The organism is Variovorax paradoxus EPS (assembly GCF_000184745.1).
GTDB classification, from domain to species: Bacteria; Pseudomonadota; Gammaproteobacteria; order Burkholderiales; family Burkholderiaceae_C; genus Variovorax; species Variovorax paradoxus_C.
Genome location: NC_014931.1, coordinates 72,141 through 93,709, shown reverse-complemented (window position 1 = coordinate 93,709; position 21,569 = coordinate 72,141). Strand labels below are relative to the sequence as shown.

The 21,569-nt window shown below is 67.8% G+C and carries 19 protein-coding genes; 14 read left to right on the top strand and 5 right to left on the bottom strand.

Translation table 11 applies throughout. The annotated features are described in order from the left end of the window. Nucleotides 1-20 precede the first annotated feature (20 nt). The gene (locus tag VARPA_RS00445; protein ID WP_013538561.1) at nt 21-734 is read right to left on the bottom strand and encodes a Crp/Fnr family transcriptional regulator; all 714 of its coding nucleotides are present in this window, start codon (nt 732-734) and stop codon (nt 21-23) included. Nucleotides 735-858: 124 nt separating this feature from the next. Between VARPA_RS00445 and VARPA_RS00440 the strand changes: the two genes are divergently transcribed. From VARPA_RS00440 to VARPA_RS00425, 4 genes are read left to right on the top strand one after another with little or no spacing between them, the layout of a single operon-like run. Next, the gene (locus VARPA_RS00440) at nt 859-1,782 is read left to right on the top strand and encodes a 3-keto-5-aminohexanoate cleavage protein (RefSeq protein ID WP_013538560.1); all 924 of its coding nucleotides are present in this window, start codon (nt 859-861) and stop codon (nt 1,780-1,782) included. 54 nt (nt 1,783-1,836) lie between these two features. Then, entirely contained in the window at nt 1,837-3,051 is a 1,215-nt protein-coding gene (locus tag VARPA_RS00435) for an ABC transporter substrate-binding protein (RefSeq protein WP_013538559.1), read from the top strand. After that, nucleotides 3,048-3,992 (top strand): 3-hydroxyacyl-CoA dehydrogenase NAD-binding domain-containing protein, encoded by a 945-nt coding sequence (locus tag VARPA_RS00430; protein WP_041943120.1) that lies wholly within the window; start codon nt 3,048-3,050, stop codon nt 3,990-3,992. The genes VARPA_RS00435 and VARPA_RS00430 overlap by 4 nt, the downstream gene beginning before the upstream one ends. 1 nt (nt 3,993) lies before the next feature. Further along, on the top strand, nt 3,994-5,802 hold the full coding sequence (locus VARPA_RS00425; RefSeq protein ID WP_013538557.1) for a feruloyl-CoA synthase: 1,809 nt from the start codon (nt 3,994-3,996) through the stop codon (nt 5,800-5,802). A 153-nt stretch (nt 5,803-5,955) separates the two neighbouring features. Here VARPA_RS00425 and VARPA_RS00420 read toward each other — a convergent pair whose 3' ends face one another. Continuing rightward, nucleotides 5,956-6,762, bottom strand: a complete 807-nt coding sequence (locus tag VARPA_RS00420; protein ID WP_013538556.1) for a PaaX family transcriptional regulator — start codon at nt 6,760-6,762, stop codon at nt 5,956-5,958. Nucleotides 6,763-6,841: 79 nt separating this feature from the next. On the opposite strand from VARPA_RS00420, the gene VARPA_RS00415 reads away from it, so the two are divergent. Further along, entirely contained in the window at nt 6,842-7,624 is a 783-nt protein-coding gene (locus tag VARPA_RS00415; protein ID WP_013538555.1) for a crotonase/enoyl-CoA hydratase family protein, read from the top strand. Nucleotides 7,625-7,628: 4 nt separating this feature from the next. Here the strand turns inward: VARPA_RS00415 and VARPA_RS00410 are convergent, their stop codons facing one another. Next, nucleotides 7,629-9,014 carry a PLP-dependent aminotransferase family protein gene (locus VARPA_RS00410; protein WP_013538554.1) on the bottom strand — a complete coding sequence of 462 codons (1,386 nt, stop codon included), beginning with the start codon at nt 9,012-9,014 and terminating at the stop codon, nt 7,629-7,631. A 137-nt stretch (nt 9,015-9,151) separates the two neighbouring features. On the opposite strand from VARPA_RS00410, the gene VARPA_RS00405 reads away from it, so the two are divergent. The 4 genes from VARPA_RS00405 (at nt 9,152) to VARPA_RS00390 (ending at nt 14,474) form a co-directional block, all read left to right on the top strand. Then, on the top strand, nt 9,152-10,438 hold the full coding sequence (locus VARPA_RS00405) for a hydroxymethylglutaryl-CoA reductase, degradative (protein WP_013538553.1): 1,287 nt from the start codon (nt 9,152-9,154) through the stop codon (nt 10,436-10,438). A 94-nt stretch (nt 10,439-10,532) separates the two neighbouring features. Continuing rightward, complete coding sequence (locus VARPA_RS00400; protein WP_013538552.1) at nt 10,533-10,985, top strand: hypothetical protein; 453 nt, start codon at nt 10,533-10,535, stop codon at nt 10,983-10,985. Further along, on the top strand, nt 10,985-12,370 hold the full coding sequence (locus tag VARPA_RS00395) for a tripartite tricarboxylate transporter permease (RefSeq protein ID WP_041943119.1): 1,386 nt from the start codon (nt 10,985-10,987) through the stop codon (nt 12,368-12,370). The genes VARPA_RS00400 and VARPA_RS00395 overlap by 1 nt, the downstream gene beginning before the upstream one ends. Before the next feature lie 295 nt (nt 12,371-12,665). After that, nucleotides 12,666-14,474, top strand: a complete 1,809-nt coding sequence (locus VARPA_RS00390) for an ABC transporter ATP-binding protein (protein ID WP_013538549.1) — start codon at nt 12,666-12,668, stop codon at nt 14,472-14,474. Nucleotides 14,475-14,495: 21 nt separating this feature from the next. Here the strand turns inward: VARPA_RS00390 and VARPA_RS00385 are convergent, their stop codons facing one another. Continuing rightward, complete coding sequence (locus tag VARPA_RS00385; RefSeq protein WP_013538548.1) at nt 14,496-15,839, bottom strand: hypothetical protein; 1,344 nt, start codon at nt 15,837-15,839, stop codon at nt 14,496-14,498. 84 nt (nt 15,840-15,923) lie between these two features. Between VARPA_RS00385 and VARPA_RS00380 the strand changes: the two genes are divergently transcribed. The 5 genes from VARPA_RS00380 to minE all read left to right on the top strand — a co-directional run bounded on the left by VARPA_RS00380 (nt 15,924) and on the right by minE (nt 19,831). Continuing rightward, nucleotides 15,924-16,346: a hotdog fold thioesterase gene (locus VARPA_RS00380; protein WP_013538547.1), complete on the top strand. Its 423-nt coding sequence runs from the start codon at nt 15,924-15,926 to the stop codon at nt 16,344-16,346. 132 nt (nt 16,347-16,478) lie between these two features. Next, the gene (locus VARPA_RS00375; RefSeq protein ID WP_013538546.1) at nt 16,479-17,762 is read left to right on the top strand and encodes a solute carrier family 23 protein; all 1,284 of its coding nucleotides are present in this window, start codon (nt 16,479-16,481) and stop codon (nt 17,760-17,762) included. A gap of 158 nt (nt 17,763-17,920) precedes the next feature. After that, nucleotides 17,921-18,688, top strand: coding sequence for a septum site-determining protein MinC (minC, locus tag VARPA_RS00370; protein ID WP_013538545.1), 768 nt, complete (start codon nt 17,921-17,923; stop codon nt 18,686-18,688). 52 nt (nt 18,689-18,740) lie between these two features. After that, nucleotides 18,741-19,556 (top strand): septum site-determining protein MinD, encoded by an 816-nt coding sequence (gene minD / locus VARPA_RS00365; protein WP_013538544.1) that lies wholly within the window; start codon nt 18,741-18,743, stop codon nt 19,554-19,556. 2 nt (nt 19,557-19,558) lie between these two features. Beyond that, entirely contained in the window at nt 19,559-19,831 is a 273-nt protein-coding gene (gene minE, locus VARPA_RS00360; RefSeq protein ID WP_013538543.1) for a cell division topological specificity factor MinE, read from the top strand. Here the strand turns inward: minE and VARPA_RS00355 are convergent. Continuing rightward, nucleotides 19,794-21,443 (bottom strand): rhodanese-like domain-containing protein, encoded by a 1,650-nt coding sequence (locus VARPA_RS00355; protein ID WP_013538542.1) that lies wholly within the window; start codon nt 21,441-21,443, stop codon nt 19,794-19,796. The genes minE and VARPA_RS00355 overlap by 38 nt on opposite strands. Nucleotides 21,444-21,569 lie beyond the last annotated feature (126 nt).

Genomic DNA, 21,569 nt, shown 5'->3' with positions numbered 1-21,569 from the left:
GGCGGACCGGCGCGGACGGCCTACTCGATGAACCGCCGCAGCCCGTCCAGATCGATCACGGTGATTCCCCCGTACTCGATCCGCAAGAAGCCCGCCTCCTTCAACCGGTTCAACGCCGCATTGCACCGCTGCCGCGACACGCCCGAAAGATTCGCGATCTCCTCCTGCGAAGTCTGCAGATACGGCTCGCTCCCCGGATGCAGCCATGGGTGGAACAGTCCGGCGAGCGCGCGCGCCACCTGGCTGTCCGCATCGAGCAACCTGTGCGCCGCATAGTTGCCCATGAACCAGTGCAGACGCTCGTTGATCTGCTGCAACAAGAAATGATCGAAGCCGCGCTGCGTGCGGTGCAGCCATTCGAAGGTCTCCAGCGGCAGCTGGGCCACGCGGCTCGGGCGCAGCGCAATGATGTCGGCCGAGCGCGGCACCGCGCGCAGCAGCGTGCCCTCGCCGAACCAGCTGCCGACCGACAGGCCGCCGAAGGTCACCGAGCGACCGTCGCTGGAGGTGATCGACCACTTGAGCAGCCCTTCGAGCGTGCCGTACCAGTGCAGCGGCGTGTCGCCGCGCCGGCACAGCGCGGCGCCGGCGGCCACCTCGACCTCGCGCATCTCGTCGAGCACGCGGTCGCGCGCGGTCGCATCGAGCAGCGGAAACCAGGCCGAGCCTTGCAGCAGTTGCGGAATGGTCAGCGATGCCGCCGTGATGGGCGGCTCCGCCTTCTTCGTGGCCATGGAATGAAGCTCCTGGAGGCGCGGGTGCGTAAACCCTGAGCCCAAATGTCGTCGCGATGACTGAGTGTGCCTGCGCTCCCAAAAATAATAGCGCGCCCCTCATGCAAGACACCAGGAAAACGCCATGTCGTCCAAGCGCAAAGTGATCGTGACCATCGCCCCCACCGGCGGCATGGCGCACAAGTCGCAGAACCCGCACCTGCCTACGCAACCCGCCGAGATCGCCGCCGACGTGCTGCGCTGCTGGAACGCCGGCGCGAGCGTGGTGGCGATCCATGCGCGGCGGCCCGACGACGGTGCCACCTGCAACGCCGAGGTGTACCGCGACATCAACAGCCGCATCCGCGCGGGCGGCTGCGACATCGTCATCAACAACTCGACCGGCGGCGGCGTGCATGGCGACATGGTCAAGCCGCTCGCGGGCGACCGCTGGGAGATCGCGTGGGAAGAGCGCATCAAGGGCATGGACGCCGGCGCCGAGATGTGCACGCTGGACGCGACCACGCTGAACCTGAGCTTCGAGGGCAAGCAGATCCTGATGGACACGCCCATCACCAAGGGCCGCGAACTGGCCGCCGGCATGAAGGCGCGCGGCATCAAGCCCGAGTGGGAGGTGTTCAGCCCCACGCACATCCTGCAGGACACGACCACGCTGATCGGCGAGGGCCACGACGGGGAGCCCTACTTCATCAATCTCGTGATGAACGTGCACCGCAACTTCCAGAACGCGATGCCGTATTCGCCGCGCTTCCTGCAGATGATGGTCGACACGCTGCCCAAGGGCAGCATCTTCTGCGTGAGCGGCATCGGGCCCTCGCAGCTCGAAGCCAACGTGGCGGCGCTGCTGCTGGGCGGGCATGCGCGCGTCGGGCTTGAAGACAACCTCTACTTCCGCCAGGGCGAGCTGGCCACCAACGTGCAGCTCACCGAGCGCATCGTGCGGGTGATCCGCGAGCTCGACATGGAAGTGGCCACGCCGGCCGAGGCGCGGCAGATGATGGGCCTGCCGCGCACCGGCACACCGCGGCCCGAATTCGCGATGGGCTGATCGAAGAGCGAACGAACGAACCAACGAACAAATACAACGACCGGAGACAAGACCATGAACATCACCCTCTCGCGCACTGCGCTCGCTGTCGCACTCGGCGCGGCCTTCACCACCACCGGCGCCTCGGCGCAGGTGTCGGACGACACCATCCGCATCGGCTTCATCAGCGACATGTCGGGCATCTACCGCGACTACGACGGCCCGGCCGGCGCGGAGGCCATCCGCATGGCCATTGCCGACATGGGCGGCGCCATCGACGGCAGGAAGATCGAGCTGGTCACGGCCGACCATCAGAACAAGCCCGACATCGCAGCCGCCAAGGCACGCGAGTGGTTCGACGTGCAGAAGGTCGACATGCTGATCGCGGGCGTCAACTCGGGCGCGGCGATTGCCATGGCGGGCGTGGCGGCCGACAAGAAGAAGCCGTACTTCGTGGTCGGCTCGGGCGCATCGAGCCTCACCAACGAATACTGCTCGCCCTACACAGTGCACTACGCCTACGACACGGTGGCGATGGCGCGCGGCACCGCGACCGCGGTGGTCAAGGCGGGCGGCAAAAGCTGGTACTTCGTCACCGCCGACTACGCCTTCGGCGCCGCGCTGCAGACCGACGCGGCCAAGATCATCAACGCCAGCGGCGGCACGGTCGCGGGCTCGGTGAAGCACCCGCTGGGCGCGAGCGATTTCTCGTCGTTCATGCTGCAGGCGCAGGGCTCGAAGGCGCAGGTGCTGGCGCTCGCCAATGCGGGCGGCGACACGGTGAACGCAATCAAGTCGGCGGCGGAATTCGGCATCAGCAAGAACATGAAGCTGGCCGGCATGATCATCACCATCAACGATGTGCACGCGCTGGGCCTGAAGACCTCGCAGGGCATGTACCTCACCGACAGCTGGTACTGGAACCAGAGCCCCGAGGCGCGCACCTGGGCGCGGCGCTTCTTCGACAAGCACAAGCGCATGCCCTCCTCCTTCCATGCCGGCGACTACTCGGCCGCGCTTCAATATCTGCAGGCGGTGAAGGCGGCCGGCAGCGACGATGCCGACAAGGTGATGGCGCAACTGCGCAAGACGAAGTTCAATGACATGTTCGTCAAGGGCGGGTGGCTGCGCGACGACGGCCTCATGGTGCACGACATGCAGTTGATGCAGGTGAAGACCCCCGACGAATCGAAAGAGCCGTGGGACTACTACAAGGTGGTCGAGCCGATCCGCGGCGAGGCCGCATGGACGACGAAGGCAGAGAGCCGCTGCGCGCGGTGGAAATCATGACCCACTTGAATGTGCAACGTGTCGCGGTTGTCGGCACCGGCGTGATCGGTGCGAGCTGGACCGCGTATTTCCTTGCGCAAGGGCTCGACGTGAACGCGACCGATCCATCGCCCGGCGCCGAAGACAGGTTGCGCGCCGCCGTCGCGCAGCACTGGCCGACGCTGGAGCGCTTTGGGCTTGCCGAGGGCGCATCGGTGGATCGCTTGCGCTTTCACGACAGCCTGGAAGACGCAGTGTCGGTGGCCGACTTCGTGCAGGAGAACGGCCCCGAGCGCATGGACTTCAAGATCGACCTGTTCCGCCGCATGGACGCGGCAGCGCCGCCGGAAACCATCCTCGCGTCGAGTTCGTCGGGCCTCGCGATCAGTGGCGTGCAATCGGGCTGCGCGCATCCGCAACGCGTGGTGCTCGGGCATCCGTTCAATCCGCCGCACCTGATTCCACTGGTGGAGGTGATCGGTGGCGAGAAGACCTCGGCCGACACCATCGAACGCACGATGGCGTTCTATGCGGCCATCGGCAAGCGGCCGATCCATGTGAAGCGCGAGGTCAAGGGCCACATCGCGAACCGGCTGCAAGCTGCGCTGTGGCGCGAGGCCTTTCACCTCGTCAATGAGGGCGTGGCGAGCGTGGCGGACATCGACACGGCGATTGCGCACGGCCCGGGCCTCCGCTGGGCGGTGATGGGGCCGTTCATGAACCTGCATCTCTCGGGCGGCGCGGGTGGCATCGAACATGTGCTCGCGCACCTGGGCGGGCCTATTGAGGACTGGTGGAAGGACCTGGGCGCGCCGTCGATGACAGCCGAACTCAAGCAGAAGGTAGCCGCGGGCGTCGCAGAGGAACTGGGTGCGCGCCGCACCAGCGACCTCGAAGCCGCACGCGACACCCTGCTGTTGAACCTGATTCGCGCGAAAGCCGACACCGGCAAACTCGACTGACATGACCGATTTCCTCCACGACGAAAGCCTGATCGCCCCGCCCCGCACGGTGCGCATCGACTTCGACGACGGCTCCTTCGCGCTGCGCTCGCCGCAGACGCTGAAGCCTTATGCGCGCTGCATCGGCGAATGGATCGAGCGCTGGGCGCGCGAGACGCCCGATGCGCTGGCGTTCGCGGAGCGCGACGAGAGCGGCGAAGGCTGGCGCAAGCTCGACTACCGCGCGCTGCGCCACGCCGTCGGTTCGGTCGCACAAGGCCTGCTCGACCTGAAGCTGCCCGCGGGCCAGCCCATCGTGATCCTCTCGGACAACGCGATCGACCATGCGGTGCTGATGCTCGCGACGATGCACATCGGCCGCACTGCCTGCTCGCTCTCGAGCGCGTACTCGCGCATGGCCAAGGATCCGTCGCGGCTCCACGGCATGCTGAAAGCGCTCGGGCCTTCGCTGATCTACGCATCGGACGCCAAGGTGTACGGCGGCGCGCTGGCGGGCTGCGGTGTCGAGGCCGTGACGGTGTTCAGCCGCAATGCCGATACGCATCCGGGCGCGATGTCCTTCGACCAATTGCTCGCGGCGAAAGAAACCCCAGCCGTGATGGACGCCTTCGCAGCGATCCTTGCCGACACCCACGCCAAATACCTGCTCACCTCCGGCTCCACCGGCAAGCCCAAGGTGGTGATCAACACGCACCGCATGCTGTGCGCCAACCAGCAGATGATGGCGCAGACCTGGCGCTTCCTCGTGGAAGAAAAGCCGGTGCTGGTCGACTGGCTCCCGTGGAGCCACACCTTCGGCGCGAACCACAACCTGCACATGGTGCTGTGCCATGGCGGCGCGCTCTACATCGACGAAGGCCGGCCCGCGCCGGGCCTGATCGAGAAGACGGTGCGCAACCTGCGCGAGGTCAAGCCCACGCTGCTGTTCAACGTGCCGCGCGGCTTCGACATGCTGCTGCCCTTTCTCGAAGCCGACGACGCGCTCGCCACCGAGGTGTTCTCGCGGCTGCGGCTCGCCTTCTATGCGGCGGCCGCGCTCGCGCCCTCGACATGGCAGCGGCTCGAAGCGGTGGCGCAGCGCGTGCGGCCCACGCGGCCGCTGTGGCTCACCACCTCGTGGGGCGCGACCGAAACCTCGCCCGCCATCACCTCCGCGCACTGGAAGCTCGACGGTGCCGGCTGCATCGGTGCGCCGCTGCCGGGGCTCGAACTCAAGTTCGTGCCCAACGGGCAGAAGCTGGAGATGCGGGTCAAGGGCGTGTCGGTGTTCCCCGGCTACCGCGATGCGCCACGTGAAACGGCGGAAGCGTTCGATGAAGAGGGTTACTACCGCATCGGCGACGCCGGCTTTCTCGCGAACGCCGCGGAGCCCGCGCACGGCGTGATCTTCAACGGCCGCGTGGCCGAGGACTTCAAGCTCTCGACCGGCACCTGGGTGTCGGTGGGCACGCTGCGCGTGAAGCTGGTGTCGATGCTCGCGCCGCATGTGCAGGACGTGGTGCTCACCGGCCACGACCTCGACGAGATCGGCATGCTGGTGTTCGCCAGTCCCCAGGCCGCATCGCTCTCGCCCGAAGCGCTGGCCGAGCGCATTGCCGGCGTGCTGCGCGCGCTGCGCGATGAGGGCGCGGGCTCGTCGCAATGCCCGGCCTGTGCACTGGTGCTCGCCGAGCCGCCGAGCCTGGACGCGGGCGAGATCACCGACAAGGGCTACATCAACCAGCGCGCGGTGCTCGCGCGGCGTGCGGCAGACGTGGCACGCCTGCATGCGGCGGACCCCGACCCGCAGGTGGTGCGGCTGCGCGGCTGATCAGGACGGCTGCTCGAACAGGTGGTCGATGGCAATCCGCTGCGCGATGTCGAATGCCTGCTGGGACAGGGCGAGCGCATTCCGCTGGTCATGAAGGAAGGCGTGGTCCAGTTCGACGAGCTGGGCTGAAGCCCCTGGCCGCGGCCGTGGCGGTCAGGCCTCTGCGAACCACGCGCGCCACAGCTTGCGCGCCTTGTCCTGGTAGCGGCGCGTGACGGCCTGCAGTGCGGTGCGCGGCGCCGGCGACATGAGTTCGGCCGGCAGCAGCGGATCGCGGATGAGATGCGCGATGACAGCGCGCCCGAGCAGCAGCGACTCGCGCACCGCCGCTTCGAGCGACAGCTTGTCCAGCCGCTTCTCGCTGCGCTCGATGCCGGTCTGCAGACGCTGGTAGCCGGCCGTCAACGCTCGCACGTTCCACAGCTTGCGCGCGGCAGCCTGCGTGGCTTCGTCCATGTCGGCGAGGCGGAACACCAGCGCCTTCGAGGACAGGCCGAGGCCCTGCAGCTGTCCGCGCTCGGCTGCCAGCCCGCCCCGGAGGTTGTCGGGCCGGATGTGCAGGCCGGCCTGCAACGGCGCAAAGCCGCGCAGCGACAGCGCCAGCCCATGGTGGCGCCAGGCCGTCTTGTCCGAACGCGGCACGCCCGCGTCGTGCACCGCGAGCCAGTCGTTGCGCCATGCGACGGCCTGCGCGCCGCGCTGCCGCCAGCCATCGACCGCGCGAGACAGCGCCGGCCCCGCGCGGTTGAGCGCATAGCTGCCGCGCTCACTGCGTTCGATCTTGCCGTCGCTCGCGAGCCGCGTGAGGCCCACGCGCAGCGTGGATTCGCCGATGCCCATCAAGGCGCCCGCGCGGCACAGCGATTGCGCGCTCAGCATGCCGCTGTGGGCGACGAGCAGGTCGAGGATCAGTTCCGGCGCGCTGGGAATGGCGACCGGAACATTGCATATTTTTTCCACGTTTGCACATCGGAGAAATATTTCCTACGATGAACCAGAGCTATTGAGTAAGTAATTTTGCCTCGAAGGAAATGCATCCATGGCTATGGAATACGTGAGCTATGACACGGATCGGGCGGTCTGCACTCTCACGCTGAACCGTCCCGACAAGCGCAATGCCGTCAACGGCATCGTGGCCGCCGAGCTGCGCGAAGCCTTCGAGCGCTTCGATGCCGACGATGCGCTGCGCGTGGCGATCCTCACGGGCGCGGGCGGCCATTTCTGCGCCGGTGCCGACCTGGGCGCCGTCGGCAACCCGGACGAACGCAACGAGCTCGACCCCGAGGGCGGCGGCAGCGGGCCGATGGGGCCGACGCGCATGGCGTTGTCCAAGCCATTGATCGCGGCTGTGAACGGCTATGCGGTCGCGGGCGGCCTCGAGCTCGCGCTGCTTGCCGACCTGCGCGTGGCCGACGACGATGCGGTCTTCGGGGTGTTCTGCCGCCGCTGGGGCGTGCCGCTGATCGACGGCGGCACGGTGCGACTGCCGCGCATCGTGGGCATGGGGCGCGCGCTCGACATGATCCTCACCGGACGTCCGGTCTCCGCCACCGAGGCGCTGGCGATGGGCCTGGTCAACCGTGTCACGCCACCGGGCGGCGCGCTCGCTGCGGCGCGGGAACTGGCACTGCAGATCGCCGCGTTCCCGCAGCAATGCATGCTCACCGACCGGCGCTCCGCCTACGAGCAGTGGGACTTGCCGCTGGCCGAGGCGCTGCGACGCGAAGGCGCGCAGGGCGTGCCGATCGTCTTTGCCGAAGGCGAAGCTGGTGCCGCACGCTTCGCCGGCGGCGCGGGGCGGCACGGCACGTTCAAGGGCTGAAGATTCAGACGCGCCGCCGCAATGCAGTGCGCAGCGCCTTCGCGAAACGCGGGTCGGCCATCGCGCCGACGTTGAAGCGCGACCAGCGCGAGACCTGCGTCGAATCGACGCTGAAGATGCGCCCCGGCGCCATCACGATCTTGCGCGGCAGCAGCTCCTTCGCGAACGCCAGCGAGTCGGCCACGCCGGGCAGCGCCGCCCAGATGTAGAGCGACTGCGGCGTGCGCGCGAAGACCTCCGTATCGACCGAATCGAAGAGTTGCAGCGCACTGCGCGTGGCCTCGCCGAGCCGGTTTTGCAGTCGGTTCAGGTGCCGCTGGTAGTGCCCTTCGCTCAGGATCACATCGACCGTGCGCTCGCTGTATTCCGAGCTGCTCACGTGGATCAGCGCCTTCAGGTCGGCGAGGTCGCTCGCGAGATCGGCCCCGCAGGCGATGAAGCCCACGCGCAGCGCCGCCGAGAACGACTTGGAGAAGCTGCCGATGTAGATCGTGCGCTCCAGCTGGTCGAGCGCCGAGAGCCGCGGCAACGCGGTCGGCTTGAAGTCGGCCAGCGGGTCGTTCTCCACGATCAGCAGGTCGTATTTTTGCGCGAGCTGCAGCACTCGAAAGGCCTTGGCGGGCGAGATGTCGGAGCCCGTGGGGTTGTGTGCGAGCGACTGGGTGAAGAAGAGGCGCGGCCGCTCGGCGATGAGCAACTGCTCCAGCACGTCGAGATCCGGTCCGTCCGCCAGGCGCGGCACGGCCAGCATCTGCGCACCCGCGAGCTTGAGCTTGCCGAACAGCGGGTAGTAGCCCGGATCGTCCACCAACACCTTGCCGCCGGGCGGCACGAAGTAGCGGATGACGATGTCCATCGCTTCGTTGGCGCCGTGCGTGAGCACGATCTGCCGCGGCTCGGCGCCGATGCCGAAGTCCGCGAGCTTGCGCACGAGGTGATCGCGCAGCGGCGCATAGCCGAAGCGGCTGCCGTAGCGGAACAGCGCGCCGAGCCCCGTGCGGACGACCTTCGGGTGGTACTTGTCCAGGCGCACATCGGCCAGCCATTCGACGGGTGGAAAGCCGTCGCCCACCGCGACCGCATCGGGCTGCGTCTTGAGTTGTTCCCGCATGAGCCACACGATGTCCATCGCGCGGCCCAGGCTGCCCGCGTCTTCCTCGGGCGGCTTGGGTGTCGTCGATTGCGCGAGCACGAAGTAACCGGAGCCGCGCCGTGGCTCGACGAGACCGCGCGACACCAGGAGCTCGAACGCGGCCACCACGGTGTTCTTGGCATAGCCATGCAGTTGCGCCAGTTCACGCAGCGACGGCAGCTTGTCGCCGGCCTTGTAGGCGCCGCTCGCGATCTGGCGCGCGAGGGTGTCGGCGAGCGAATCGGCGATCGTGGTCATGGGCCGAGACTGTGACACAGGGGGCCGCTTCGGCGCACCACTGTCTGCACTGTCCCGCCAAACTGTGCCTTCCGCCGACGGTACAGCCGACCTAAATTGCCTGCTCCCGAATTCATCTTCCCAAGAGACAAGCAACGATGGTCGCCGACTCCCGCATTCCCAATTTCCGTGCCCTCACGCCCGCGCAGCGCTTCGCCCACATCGCCAAGGCCGCATCGCTCACCGACGACGAGGTGGCCCTGCTCGCCCAGCCTGGCGCGCTGAGCGTGGACCGCGCCAACGGCATGGTGGAGAACGTGATCGGCACCTTCGAGCTGCCGCTGGGCGTGGCCGGCAACTTCACCGTGAACGGACGCGACTACCTCGTGCCGATGGCGGTGGAAGAACCTTCGGTGGTCGCCGCCGCATCGTTCATGGCCAAGCTGGCGCGCGAAGGCGGCGGCTTCGAGGCCTCGAGCACCGGGCCGCTGATGCGTGCGCAGGTGCAGGTGATCGGCATCACCGACCCCTACGGCGCGCGGCTCGCGCTGCTGCGTGCGCGCGAAGAAATCCTGGCCGTGGCGAACAGCCGCGACAAGGTGCTGATCGATCTCGGCGGCGGCTGCCGCGACATCGAGGTGCATGTGTTCGGCGACACGCCGCGTGGCGCGATGGTGGTGATGCACCTGATCGTCGACGTGCGCGACGCGATGGGCGCGAACACCGTCAACACCATGGCCGAGGCGGTGTCGCCGCTGGTCGAGAAACTCACGGGCGGCACGGTGCGCCTGCGCATCCTGTCGAACCTGGCGGACCTCAGGCTGGCGCGTGCGCGCGTGCGGCTCGCGCCTGCCGTGCTGGCCACGCGCGAGCGCAGCGGCGAAGAGGTGGTCGAGGGCGTGATCGATGCGTACACCTTCGCGGCCATCGACCCCTACCGCGCGGCGACGCACAACAAGGGCATCATGAACGGCGTCGATCCGGTGATCGTCGCGACCGGCAACGACTGGCGCGCGGTGGAAGCCGGCGCACACGCCTACGCCTGCCGTAGCGGGCGCTACACGTCGCTCACCACGTGGGAGAAGGACACGACGGGCGCACTCGTCGGCACCATCGAGATGCCGATGCCGGTGGGCTTGGTCGGCGGCGCCACCAAGACGCACCCACTCGCGCGCCTCGCATTGAAGATCCTCGATGTGAAGTCCGCGCAGGAGTTGGGCGAAGTCGCGGTGGCCGTGGGCCTGGCGCAAAACCTCGGCGCCTTGCGCGCGCTCGCCACCGAAGGCATTCAGCGCGGCCACATGGCGCTGCATGCCCGCAACATCGCGCTGGTCGCGGGCGCCACCGGCGACGAGATCGACAGCATCGCCAAGCAGATGGCCGCCGAGCACGACGTGCGCACCGATCGCGCCGTCGCGCTGCTCGAAGCATTGCGCAAGAAGTAAGCAGAAGGCGGAAGACCCCGCACAACGGACCGCGGCCGATACCGCGGCGGCCATGCAAATGGCCGTCACATAACCATAGACGGAGACATCACAAATGAACGCAGACAGTGCAACGCCCACGCGGTGGCGGCTGGTGGAGATATGGGGCGACACGGCCGACCTGGGGCACCTCGCGTGGTCCATCGTCATCGGCGTCGCAGTGAGCCTCACGGGTTACCTCGTGGCGAGCCGCGTGCTCGCGAGCGTGGTCAGCACGCCTGAGTTGGCGCGCGCCTACGCCATGCTCGCGGGCCTCGGCGGCTGCGTGGTGTCGGGGGTGATCTGCGCGAAGCTCTTCGCACCGAAGCGCGAAGTGGTCGAGGGCACGGACCCCGATCCGCGCTGGCGTGAAGAGGTGCTGGCCGAGCTTGCTGGCGAACACGGCGACCTGGGCTCCGTGGACGACCTGCCGCCCTCGGTGGCGCGCGAAATGAAGGAGCTGGAAATCTACGACCTGTTCGCGTCGTACAAGCCCCGCGCCAAGAGCATCGAAGGAGCCGCCTCGTGATCGAAGCCGCACTCCTCAACCAGATCCTCGTCGCCACCGGCATGGGCCTCGTGGGCGCCATCGTGTTCGCGGCCATCGGCCTCGTCTCGGGCACCGACGAAACCACCACGCTCGCGCCGCTCACCCTGCTGGTGGTGCTGCTGGGCGTGCCGCCCGAAGGCGTGTTCACCTTCTTCCTGGCGGCCGCGGTTGCCAAGCACATGACGCACGCGGTGCCCACTGCGCTGCTGGGCATTCCGGGGGACACCATGGCCACGCCGCTGCTGCAGGACGCCAACGTGCTGCGCAACCTGGGCGTGCCGCACATCGCGCTGCGCAAGATGGTGTCGGGCGCGATCATCGCGGCCTTCATCGCGGTGCCGCTGGCCGTGCTGTTCGCGGTGCTGCTCGCACCCTACGGCGCGGCCATCACCAAGGCGGCGCCGTGGATCTTCGTGGTCGCGGCCGTGGCCATCGCCTACTTCTCGAGCGGGCGCTGGGCATCGGTCGCCACGCTGGTGCCGTTCGTGATGGTGATCGTGGCGCTGCAGGCGCTCACCGGCAAGTACGGCGTGAAGCTCAGCATCAGCTACTTCCTGGGCATCGCCATCGGACCGCTGGTGGCGGACCTGTTCTCGGTGATCTCGCCAGCGGCGCGTGCGCGCATGAAGCGCGACAAGGTCCGCACCTTCTCGCTCGCACCCGATGTGAAAGGCTGGACGGGCTACTTCCCGAACCCGTTCAAGGTGCTCGACCGCACGCAGGTGAAATGGACCTTCGCGACCGCCACGATCTCCAGCGCCACCTTCGTGTTCAGCCCGGTCGCGATGACCGTGGTGCTGGGCGAACTGGTCGGCTCACGCATCAAGCACGCGTACCACCGCCTCACCACCACGCTGGCCGCGCGCAACGGCGTGACCGAGGCGACCTACATCGCCGAGGCACTGATCCCGCTGATCGCCATCGGCCTGCCGCTGAGCCCTGTCGCGGCCGGCCCCGCCGCACCGCTCTTCAACGCGCCGCCGGTGTTCACCATCGACTCGGCCACGGGCCAGACGCACAACCTGCACAACCTGCTGAACCACTGGGAGTTCCTCGGCTACGGCATGCTGGCGGTGGTACTCGCGGCGCTGGTGGCTTACCCGTTCACGATGAACTTCGCGCGCCGCGCGGCGCTGTTCGTCTCGCGCAAGGTGAGCCACGAGGCGATCATCGCGACCTTCGTCGGGTTGATCGTGGTGATCAGCGTGTGGGAAGGCCAGCTGCTCGGCTTGCTGGTGATCCTCACGATGGGTCTGCTCGGCGGGCTGCTGTCGCGCGCCATCGGGTTCAACACCGGGGTGCAGTTCATGGGCTACTACACGGCGGTGCTGACGGTGCCGGCGGTGATCAAGGCGTTTTCGTAGGTCTTGTCTGGATTGTTCGGGGCGGCGATCCCGCCGACGGGGTACACGGCGAAGCGAATGTCCCCCGGCCTGCGGCCTCCTCCTTGATTTCGCTGCGCAAGGCACCCCATCGGCGTGATCGTTTTTCAGAGCGGTCGTTGATCGGCCGCACACCCACAGCGTGCCCAAGTGCGCAGGGCATCGGGTGCTCCCCGCAGCGAAATCAAGGAGGAGGCGAAGCCGGGGGACATTCGCGGAGGGGAGTACCCGGTGGCCTGCGCACACGCCCTGAAGACTGGCGTCGCATACTGACGCGATGCACATCCTCTGGACCTACCTGAGGCCGCACGCGCGCCTCGCACTGCTCGCCCTCTTGCTGGCGGGCATCAGCCAGGTTCTGGCGCTGGTCGACCCGATCATCTTCGGCAAGATCATCGACCGGTACGCCATCCACCGCGACGGCAAGACCGAACAGGAACTGGTCTCCGGCGTGCTGAGCCTGCTGGCGCTCGCGGTGGGCGTGGCCATCGCGTCGCGTCTCGCGAAGGCACTGCAGGAATACATCACGCGGCTGGTGGTGCAGAAGTTCGGCACGCAGATCTTCAACGACGGTCTGCGGCAGGTGCTGCGCCTGAAGTTCCCCGAGTTCGAAGACCTGCGCAGTGGCGAGACGCTCTCGATGCTGCAGAAGGTGCGCGCGGACAGCGAGCGCTTCATCAACGCCTTCATCAACACCGCGTTCGCGGCCATCGTGGGCATCGGGTTCCTGGTCTGGTACGCGGTGACCAAGCACTGGCTGCTGGTGCCGGTGTTCCTCATCGGCGTGCTGGTGCTGGGCGGGCTCACGGGCCTCCTGAGCCGCGAGATCAAGAGCCAGCAGCGCTCGATCACGCGCGAGACCAACCGCAACTCGGGCTTCATCACCGAGTCGCTGCGCAACATCGAGCTCATCAAGAGCCTGGGGCTGACCTTTCCCGAGATACGCCGGCTGCAGGCGCAGACCACGCGCATCTTTGCGCTGGAGATGCAGAAGGTGAAGCGCATCCGGCTCCTGTCGTTCTTGCAGGGCACGACGCTGAGCCTCTTGAAGCTGGCGGTGCTGTTCGCGTTGCTGTGGCTGATCTTTCGCGACGTGCTGAGCACGGGCGAGCTGATCGCGATGCAGTTCATTTCGGTCGCGATCTTTGCGCCGCTGCAGGAGCTGGGCAACATCATCCTGGCGTACCGCGAGGCCGAGGCGTCGCTGTTGAACTTCGAGGCACTGATGCAGAAGCCGATCGAGCGGCGGCCGGAGTCGCCGATCAGCATCGGACCGGTCACGCACCTGCGCTTTGCGGACGTGAGCTTCCGGCACAAAGGCGCCACGGACAACGCGCTCGACGATGTGTCGTTCGAGGCGGGGCTGGGCGACACCATCGCCTTCGTCGGCCCCTCGGGCTCGGGCAAGTCGACGCTCGTGAAGCTGCTGGTGGGCCTGTACACGCCCGCGAGCGGCGAGGTGTTCTACAACGACATCTCCACGCGCGACCTGCGCTACAACCAGGCGCGCCGACAGATCGGCTTCGTGACGCAGGAGACGCACCTCTTCGCCGGCACGATCCGCGAGAACCTGCAACTCGTGAAGCCCGATGCGACGGACCAAGAGATCCTCGAAGCCATGCGGCAGGCCTCGTGCGCCTACCTCGCCGAGAAGTCGCCCGAGGGGCTGGACACGCCCATCGGCGAGCGCGGCATGAAGCTCTCGGGCGGCGAGAAGCAGCGGCTGTCGATCGCGCGGGCGCTGGTGCGGGAGCCGCGCCTCCTGATCTTCGACGAGGCCACCTCGGCGCTCGACTCGCTGACCGAAGAGCAGATCACCGCCACCGTGCGCGAGATTTCGGCGCGCAGCACGCAGATCACCATCCTTATCGCGCACCGGCTCTCGACGATCATGCATGCGGGCACGATCCACGTGCTGGAGAAAGGCCGCATCGTGGAGAGCGGCACGCATGCGGCGCTCGTCGAAGGCAAGGGTCTGTACTACGCGATGTGGCGCCAGCAGATCGGCGAGCGGCCGGTGCCGCGTGTGCAGGAAGCCGAAACGGTTGCAGCCATCGAGCCGCCCGGCGAGGCCGAGCCCGCCTGAGGCGCTCTGCCTCAGCGCCGCTCAGCGTTGGGAGGCCGGCGGCTTGCGCGGCTTCGGCGCCGGCTTCTTCTCGGGCTCTCCGCCGCCGAACAGCTTTTCGACCTGCTGTCCCACGCGCGCGCCGATGGCCGTGCCCACACCGGGAAGCACCGCGCTGCCGACCGCGGCCCCCGCGAGCGCGCCGCCGGTCAGCGACACCTCGGGATCGCTCACGCTGCCGCCGATCTTCAGCGGCACGCCGACCACGCCGTCGACCAGGTCCACCGCGATATCGCCTTCCATCTTGCGATTGAAGAGCTGCAGGTTGCCGCTCGCGGTGAGCACGCCCGAGCGCGCCTTGAGGTTGGTGTAGCGCATCACGATGCCGTTTTCGGTGCCCTGGGTATCGAGCGTGCCGGTGAGTTCGTCCAGCGGCGTGGTGCCGCCGCGGCTGATGCCGGCGGTGGTCACGGCCTTGGCGATGTCGACCTTGGTGAGCGTGGCGGGCCGCACCGAGAAGGTGGTGCGGGTGTGCATGCTGCGTATGAGCGCGCCCAGCTCGTTGGCCTCGTCGGCTTCGGCCACGAGCGTCGAATGGCCGTTGACCTTGCCCGCCACCGAGGTGCGCCGCCCGAAGGCCTGCACCAGCCCTTCGATGTCGACCTGGCGCGGATCGAGTTCGGCCGACACGCGCAGCTTGCCGCCGGCCGGCATCTCGAACAGCGCGACGCCGTTCCACGTGCCGCCGCCCACGTCGATGCGGGTGCGCCAGCGGTCCTGCCCGGCCTCGCGGTCCAGGCGCAGGCGCGCGGGCGGTGTCGCACCCGCGCGCTCGATGCGGGCCTGGCGCGGACGCCACCGGGGGTCGAAGGCGACTTCGCCGTCGTAGGCGAGTGCGATGTCGCGCCGGTCGATCCAGACCACGTCGCGCCAGCGCAGCTGTTCCAGCGGAATCGGCGCAAGCGTCCAGGGCGCGGGCAGCGCGATGACGTTGCCGCCTTCGTGGGGCTTCGGCCCCTTGCCGCGGAAGGCGCGCACCGACTCGCGCGGCAGCACGAGGCTTTCGATTTCCAGCTCGTCCACGGCGATGACGCGGTGCAGCAACTCGGTGAGCTTGAGCTGCGCCGTCACGCGCCGCAGGGTGACCGGGCGCGGCTGGTCGGTGGCGATGTCGGAGAGCACGAGCACCGGCGTCGGCAGCAGGGCCCAGTGGGCACCGCCGACCTTCAGGCCGACGCCGAAGCGTTTTTCGAAGCCCTCGGAGATGCGGACCGCCACCTCCTCGTCGCTCGGCAGCCGCGAACTCACGAACCACACCAGCGCACCGATGCCGAGCAGCAGGACGGCGGCGATGCCGAGGAGCCAACGGCGCAGGGGGTGCTTCATCGGGCCAAGTTAGCACGCAAAGGCGACTGCGCTTGTCAGCCGCCGTCGCTATAGTTTCTGCAACCCTGTCCCCGAAAGAAGCGAATGCGTATCTGGAAAAAAGAGATCTCCGTCGAAGAACTGACCCGCAACCACGTCGGCACGGCCGTGTCCACGCTGGGCATGGAGTTCCTGGAGGTGGGCGACGACTTCATCCGCGCCCGCGTGCCGGTCGACGAGCGCACCCGCCAGCCCTACGGCATCCTGCACGGGGGCGTGTCGGTGGTGCTGGCCGAGACGCTGGGCTCCTGCGGCGCGCATTACTCGGCCCCCGAGGGCGACCGCGCCGTGGGCCTGGACATCAACGCGAACCACATCCGCTCGGTCACCAGCGGCTGGGTCATCGGAACCGCGCGGCCGGTGCACCGGGGGCGCAGCACGCAGGTCTGGCAGATCGACCTGACGAACGAGGCGGGCGAATTGACCTGCGTGTCGCGGATCACGATGGCGGTGCTGCAGCCGCGCTGAGGCTGGTCCGGCGGGCCGGGCGGCCCCGCCATCTTCTTCTCTTGCGGGTGTGTTCAGCGCGGGGTTCATCGACCACAATCACGCCCCGGAGCGCGCGGGGCGCCCGCCACAACCAACAAGAGGAGACAAGCAATGTTCAACTGGACTGAAAAGCCGGTGTCCACACTGGCCGACGGCGCGGTCATCGGGCCCGACGAGCGGCTGCCCTGGCTGCAGACCGGCGCGATGGGCATCCAGCACGTGATCGCGATGTTCGGCGCCACGGTGCTGGCGCCGATCCTCATGGGCTTCAGCCCCAACATCGCGATCCTGATGAGCGGGATCGGCACGCTGATCTTCTATTTCGTCACCGGCGGCAAGGTGCCCAGCTACCTGGGCTCGAGCTTCGCCTTCATCGGCGTGGTGATCGCGGCCAGCGGCTACGCGGGCAAGGGGCCCAACGCCAACATCGCGGTGGCGCTCGGCGGCATCGTGGCCTGTGGGGTGGTCTACATCCTGATCGGGGCGCTGGTGCAGGCCATCGGCACGGGCTGGATCGAGCGCTTCATGCCGCCCGTGGTCACCGGCGCCGTGGTGGCGGTGATCGGGCTCAACCTGGCCAGCGTGCCGATCAAGAACATGGCGGCCAGCAACTTCGATTCGTGGATGCAGGCCGTGACCTTCCTGTGCGTCGGGCTGGTGGCGGTGTTCGCGCGGGGGATGCTGCAGCGCCTCTTGATCCTGGTCGGACTGATCCTGGCCACTGTCGTCTATGCGGTGCTCACGAACATCCTGGGCATGGGCAAGCCGGTGGACCTGAGCGACATCGCCAACGCAGCCTGGTTCGGCCTGCCGACCTTCACCACGCCGGTGTTCACCGCCAACGCGATGCTGCTGATCGCGCCCGTGGCGATCATCCTCGTGGCGGAAAACCTCGGCCACCTGAAGGCGGTGACGGCCATGACCGGCCGCAACCTCGACCCCTACATGGGCCGCGCCTTCATCGGCGACGGCATCGCCACCGTGGTGAGCGGCGCCGCGGGCGGCACGGGCGTGACGACCTATGCCGAGAACATCGGCGTGATGGCGGCCACGCGCATCTACTCGACGGCGGTGTTCGTGGTGGCGGCGGTGATCGCGCTCGTGCTGGGCTTCAGCCCCAAGTTCGGCGCGCTGATCCAGGCGATTCCGCTGCCGGTGATGGGCGGCGTGAGCATCGTGGTGTTCGGCCTGATCGCGATTGCCGGCGCCAAGATCTGGGTCGACAACAAGGTCGACTTCTCGCAGAACAAGAACCTGATCGTGGCCGCGATCACGCTGATCATCGGCACGGGCGACTTCACGCTGAAGTTCGGCGACTTCGCTTTGGGCGGCATCGGGACCGCGACTTTCGGGGCGATCATCCTTTACGCACTGCTGGGCAAGACGAAGAATTGAGGGGCCGGCGGCGCGGCGCGAAGTGCACGCAATTCCTGGCGTTTGCCTCGTAACGTCATGCAAGAAGTGTTGTCCGGAGCGGATCAGGCCGGGCCCGGTCACCGCCCGGAAGCCCGCGCCCGTTAGACTCCAACGCTTTTCGCACCGACGTTTTCCCAATGGCCGATGTCTCCGCCGCGCGCACCAAGGCGGTTTTCGAATTCAAGAGCGCCACGCTGCCGCTGATTGCAGTGATCCTCAAGACGTCCGACCTGGACGTGCTGGCCGAGGCGCTCGACGCCCAGCTTGCCGATTCGCCCGACTTCTTCGAGCAGGAGCCGGTGGTGATCGACCTCTCGCAGCTCCCCGAGCACGACGAAGCGGGCGAAGCCACCGCCCAGATCGACTTCGCGGCCCTGCGCAGCCTCTTGGCGCGCCACCAGACCCAGCCGATCGCGGTGCGCGGCGGCAACGACACCCAGAATGCCGCGGCCCGCGCCGCCGGTCTCTCGCTGGCGGCCATGCCCTCGGCGCCCGCGCCCCGGCCGCCGGCCCCGCCCGCCGAGGCGCCGGCCGAAGCCCCCCAGATCATTCGCGAAGTGCCGGTGCCGGCCAACGGCACGCTCCTCATCGACAAGCCGCTGCGCTCGGGCCAGCAGGTCTACGCCCGCGGCGGCGACGTGGTGGTGACGGCCGTGGTGAGCTTCGGCGCCGAAGTCATCGCCGACGGGAACGTGCATGTGTACGCGCCGTTGCGCGGCAAGGCGATTGCAGGCGCGCGCGGCAACACCGAGGCGCGGATCTTCTCGACCTGCATGGAAGCGCAGCTCGTGGCCATCGCCGGCATCTACCGCACGAATGAAGTGCCGCTGCCCGACCCGGTGCTCGGCAAGTCGGCGCAGGTGCGCTTGGATGGCAAAAAGCTAGTGATCGACGCGATCCCCTGACGGACGCGGCGCTCTGAAACCAACAACAGAATCGAAACAAGAAGGAATGGCCATGGCCAAAATTGTGGTGGTGACCTCGGGCAAGGGTGGCGTCGGCAAGACGACCACCAGCGCCAGCTTCGCATCCGGCCTCGCGCTCGCGGGCAAGAAGACGGCCGTGATCGACTTCGACGTGGGCCTGCGGAACCTCGACCTCATCATGGGCTGCGAACGCCGCGTGGTGTACGACCTGATCAACGTCATTCAGGGTGAAGCCAACCTGAGCCAGGCGCTCATCAAGGACAAGCAGTGCGAGAACCTCTTCGTGCTGGCTGCCTCGCAGACGCGCGACAAGGAAGCGCTCACGCAGGAAGGCGTCGAGAAGATCCTGAACGACCTCGCGGCGATGGACTTCGAATACATCGTCTGCGACTCGCCCGCCGGCATCGAGACCGGCGCGATGATGGCGATGCACTTCGCCGACGAGGCGCTGGTGGTGACCAACCCCGAGGTCTCATCGGTGCGCGACTCGGACCGCATCCTGGGCATGCTCAGCAGCAAGACCAAGCGCGCCAAGGAAGGCGGCGATCCGATCAAGGAGCACCTGCTGATCACCCGCTACAACCCGAACCGGGTGGCGGGCGGCCAGATGCTCTCGCTGGAAGACATCCAGGACATCCTGCGCATCAAGCTCATCGGTGTGATCCCCGAGTCGGAAAGCGTGCTGCATGCCTCCAACCAGGGCGTGCCCGCGATCCACGACAAGGACACCGATGTGGCACAGGCCTACAGCGACGTGGTGGCGCGGTTTCTCGGTGAAGAGAAGCCGATGCGCTTCGTCGACGCCGAGAAGCCGGGCTTCTTCAAGCGGATCTTCGGAGGCAAGTAGGCATGTCGTTTCTCTCGTTCCTGCTTGGCGAGAAGAAGAAGACTGCGAGCGTCGCGAAAGAGCGCCTGCAGATCATCCTCGCGCACGAGCGCTCCAGCCTCAGCGGCAAGAAGCGCCCCGACTACCTGCCCGAACTCCAGCGCGAGCTGGTGGCGGTGATTTCCAAGTACGTGTCGATCAATCCCGACGACATCAAGGTGCACCTGGAAACCCAGGACAACCTCGAAGTGCTCGACATCAAGATCGAGCTGCCCGATCCGGCACCTGCCCGGTAGGAAAGAAGCGAAAGCGCACCGACGGGTCCTGCAGGACCCGCGCAGCCAGCGCCCGCTCCCACGCGAGATAGTCGACCCAGACCGCATCGCGGCGCGGGCCGAAGACGCGCATGACCGAGCCCCAGTCGTCGTCGAACGGGGTGAGGAGCTGGGCCGGGACGAACGCGGTCGACAGCGGCCGTCCTGACGCCTTCCACGCCTCGGTTCCGCCCCGGAGCCAGGTGAACACCGCCCCCGAACCCGGCCAGCGCTGTTGCGCATCGCGCGCGACACGGCGCGCGGCCGCGCCGTCGGGCGAGGTGAAGACCAGCGTGCGGCCGGCCACGGCGTGCGAGGCCAGCGGGCCCAGCGAGGCGGGCAGCATGTAGAGCGCGCCGGGCAGGTGGCCGCGTTCGTAGTCGAGGCTCGCGCCCACGTCGATCACCGTTACCGCGCCGTTCCTGCGCAGTTGAGCGAGGGCTTCGGCATCCAGCGGTGAGGGTGCATCCGACACGGTGACAGCTTGCGCTGGGGGCGCTTGCTCCGGCGACAGCGCACCGTCGTAGACGTACACCTCGGCCTGATTCAACTGCGTGAGCCAGAAGCTCGTGACCGCCGCGCGCAGGCGGTGCGCCGGATCGTCGATCAGCACGATGCGGGCGCCGCGCGTGCCGACGAGGTTCTCGAAGTGCATGAACAACTGGCCGCCGGGGACTTGCTGCACCGCCGTGTCCGCGAAGGCCGGGTCGGCCGTGGGGCGCACGTCGAAGATGTAGAGGCTGCGCGTGTCGTCGGCGCACCAGCTGGCGAGCTGTGCGGCGTCGGCCACGGGAAGGGCGAAACGCTCGAGCAGCTCGTCGGCGGTGCGTCGCAGCACCTCGGGGGATTCAGGCGGAAGCTCGTCGTCGGGCACCGCGTTCTGCACCGTCGGCGCACCTTGCAGGCCCCAGGCCATCACGCCGTCCTCGACGAACACCGCATCGGGCGCGCGGCCGAGCAGCCGCAGCGTGGTGGCGCCGATGATGCCGCGCGTGCGGCTGAAGCAGTTGATCGCCCAGACGTGTTCCGCATCGTCCGCCTCGAAGCGGCGCAGCGCGAGCTCGGTGCCGGCGTGGTTTCGCGCGCCGGGCAGCGAGAGGAATTCGAATTCCGCGCGCGGCCGTGCATCGATCAGCGTGGCGGGAAGGCCTTCGCGCCGGCGTGCGCGCAGGGCGTCGACGGACAGCGAAGGCGTGCCGTAGTGCAGCCGCGCGAGATCGCCGAAGGCCTTGACCAGCGTGCCGTAGCCGTCGATGGCGGGCAGGCCCTCGGTCACCCAGCGCTGCAGGCCGCCGTCGAGCGTGCGCACGTCGGTGTAGCCGAGCCGCGCGAGAACCGCGACCGCAGCCTGCGCCGGACCGTCGGGTGCGTTGTAGTCGTCGTAAAGCACCACGGGCGTGGAACGGCGCGGCACGAAGGCGCCGACCTGCAGTTCGAGCCCGCTGAGCGGCGCGTTGCGCGCGAGGTTGGGATGGCGCTGCACGAACCAGCGGGTTTCGCGCACGTCCAGCAAGGCCAGTTCGCCGGCGGGTTCGGCCAGCAACAGCGCCTGCAGCAGCACGGGTGCGAGGGTCGTGGAAGCGCTGCTGTTCATTTCGGCCAAAGCCGCCAAGCGTAGGCATTTCACGGCCGGACGGAAACGAAATTTCGCGCCCTTGCTTATTCGAAAAGCGCGCATGCGGATGGCGTCTTCATACCTAGGATCGCAGTCCTTTTGAGC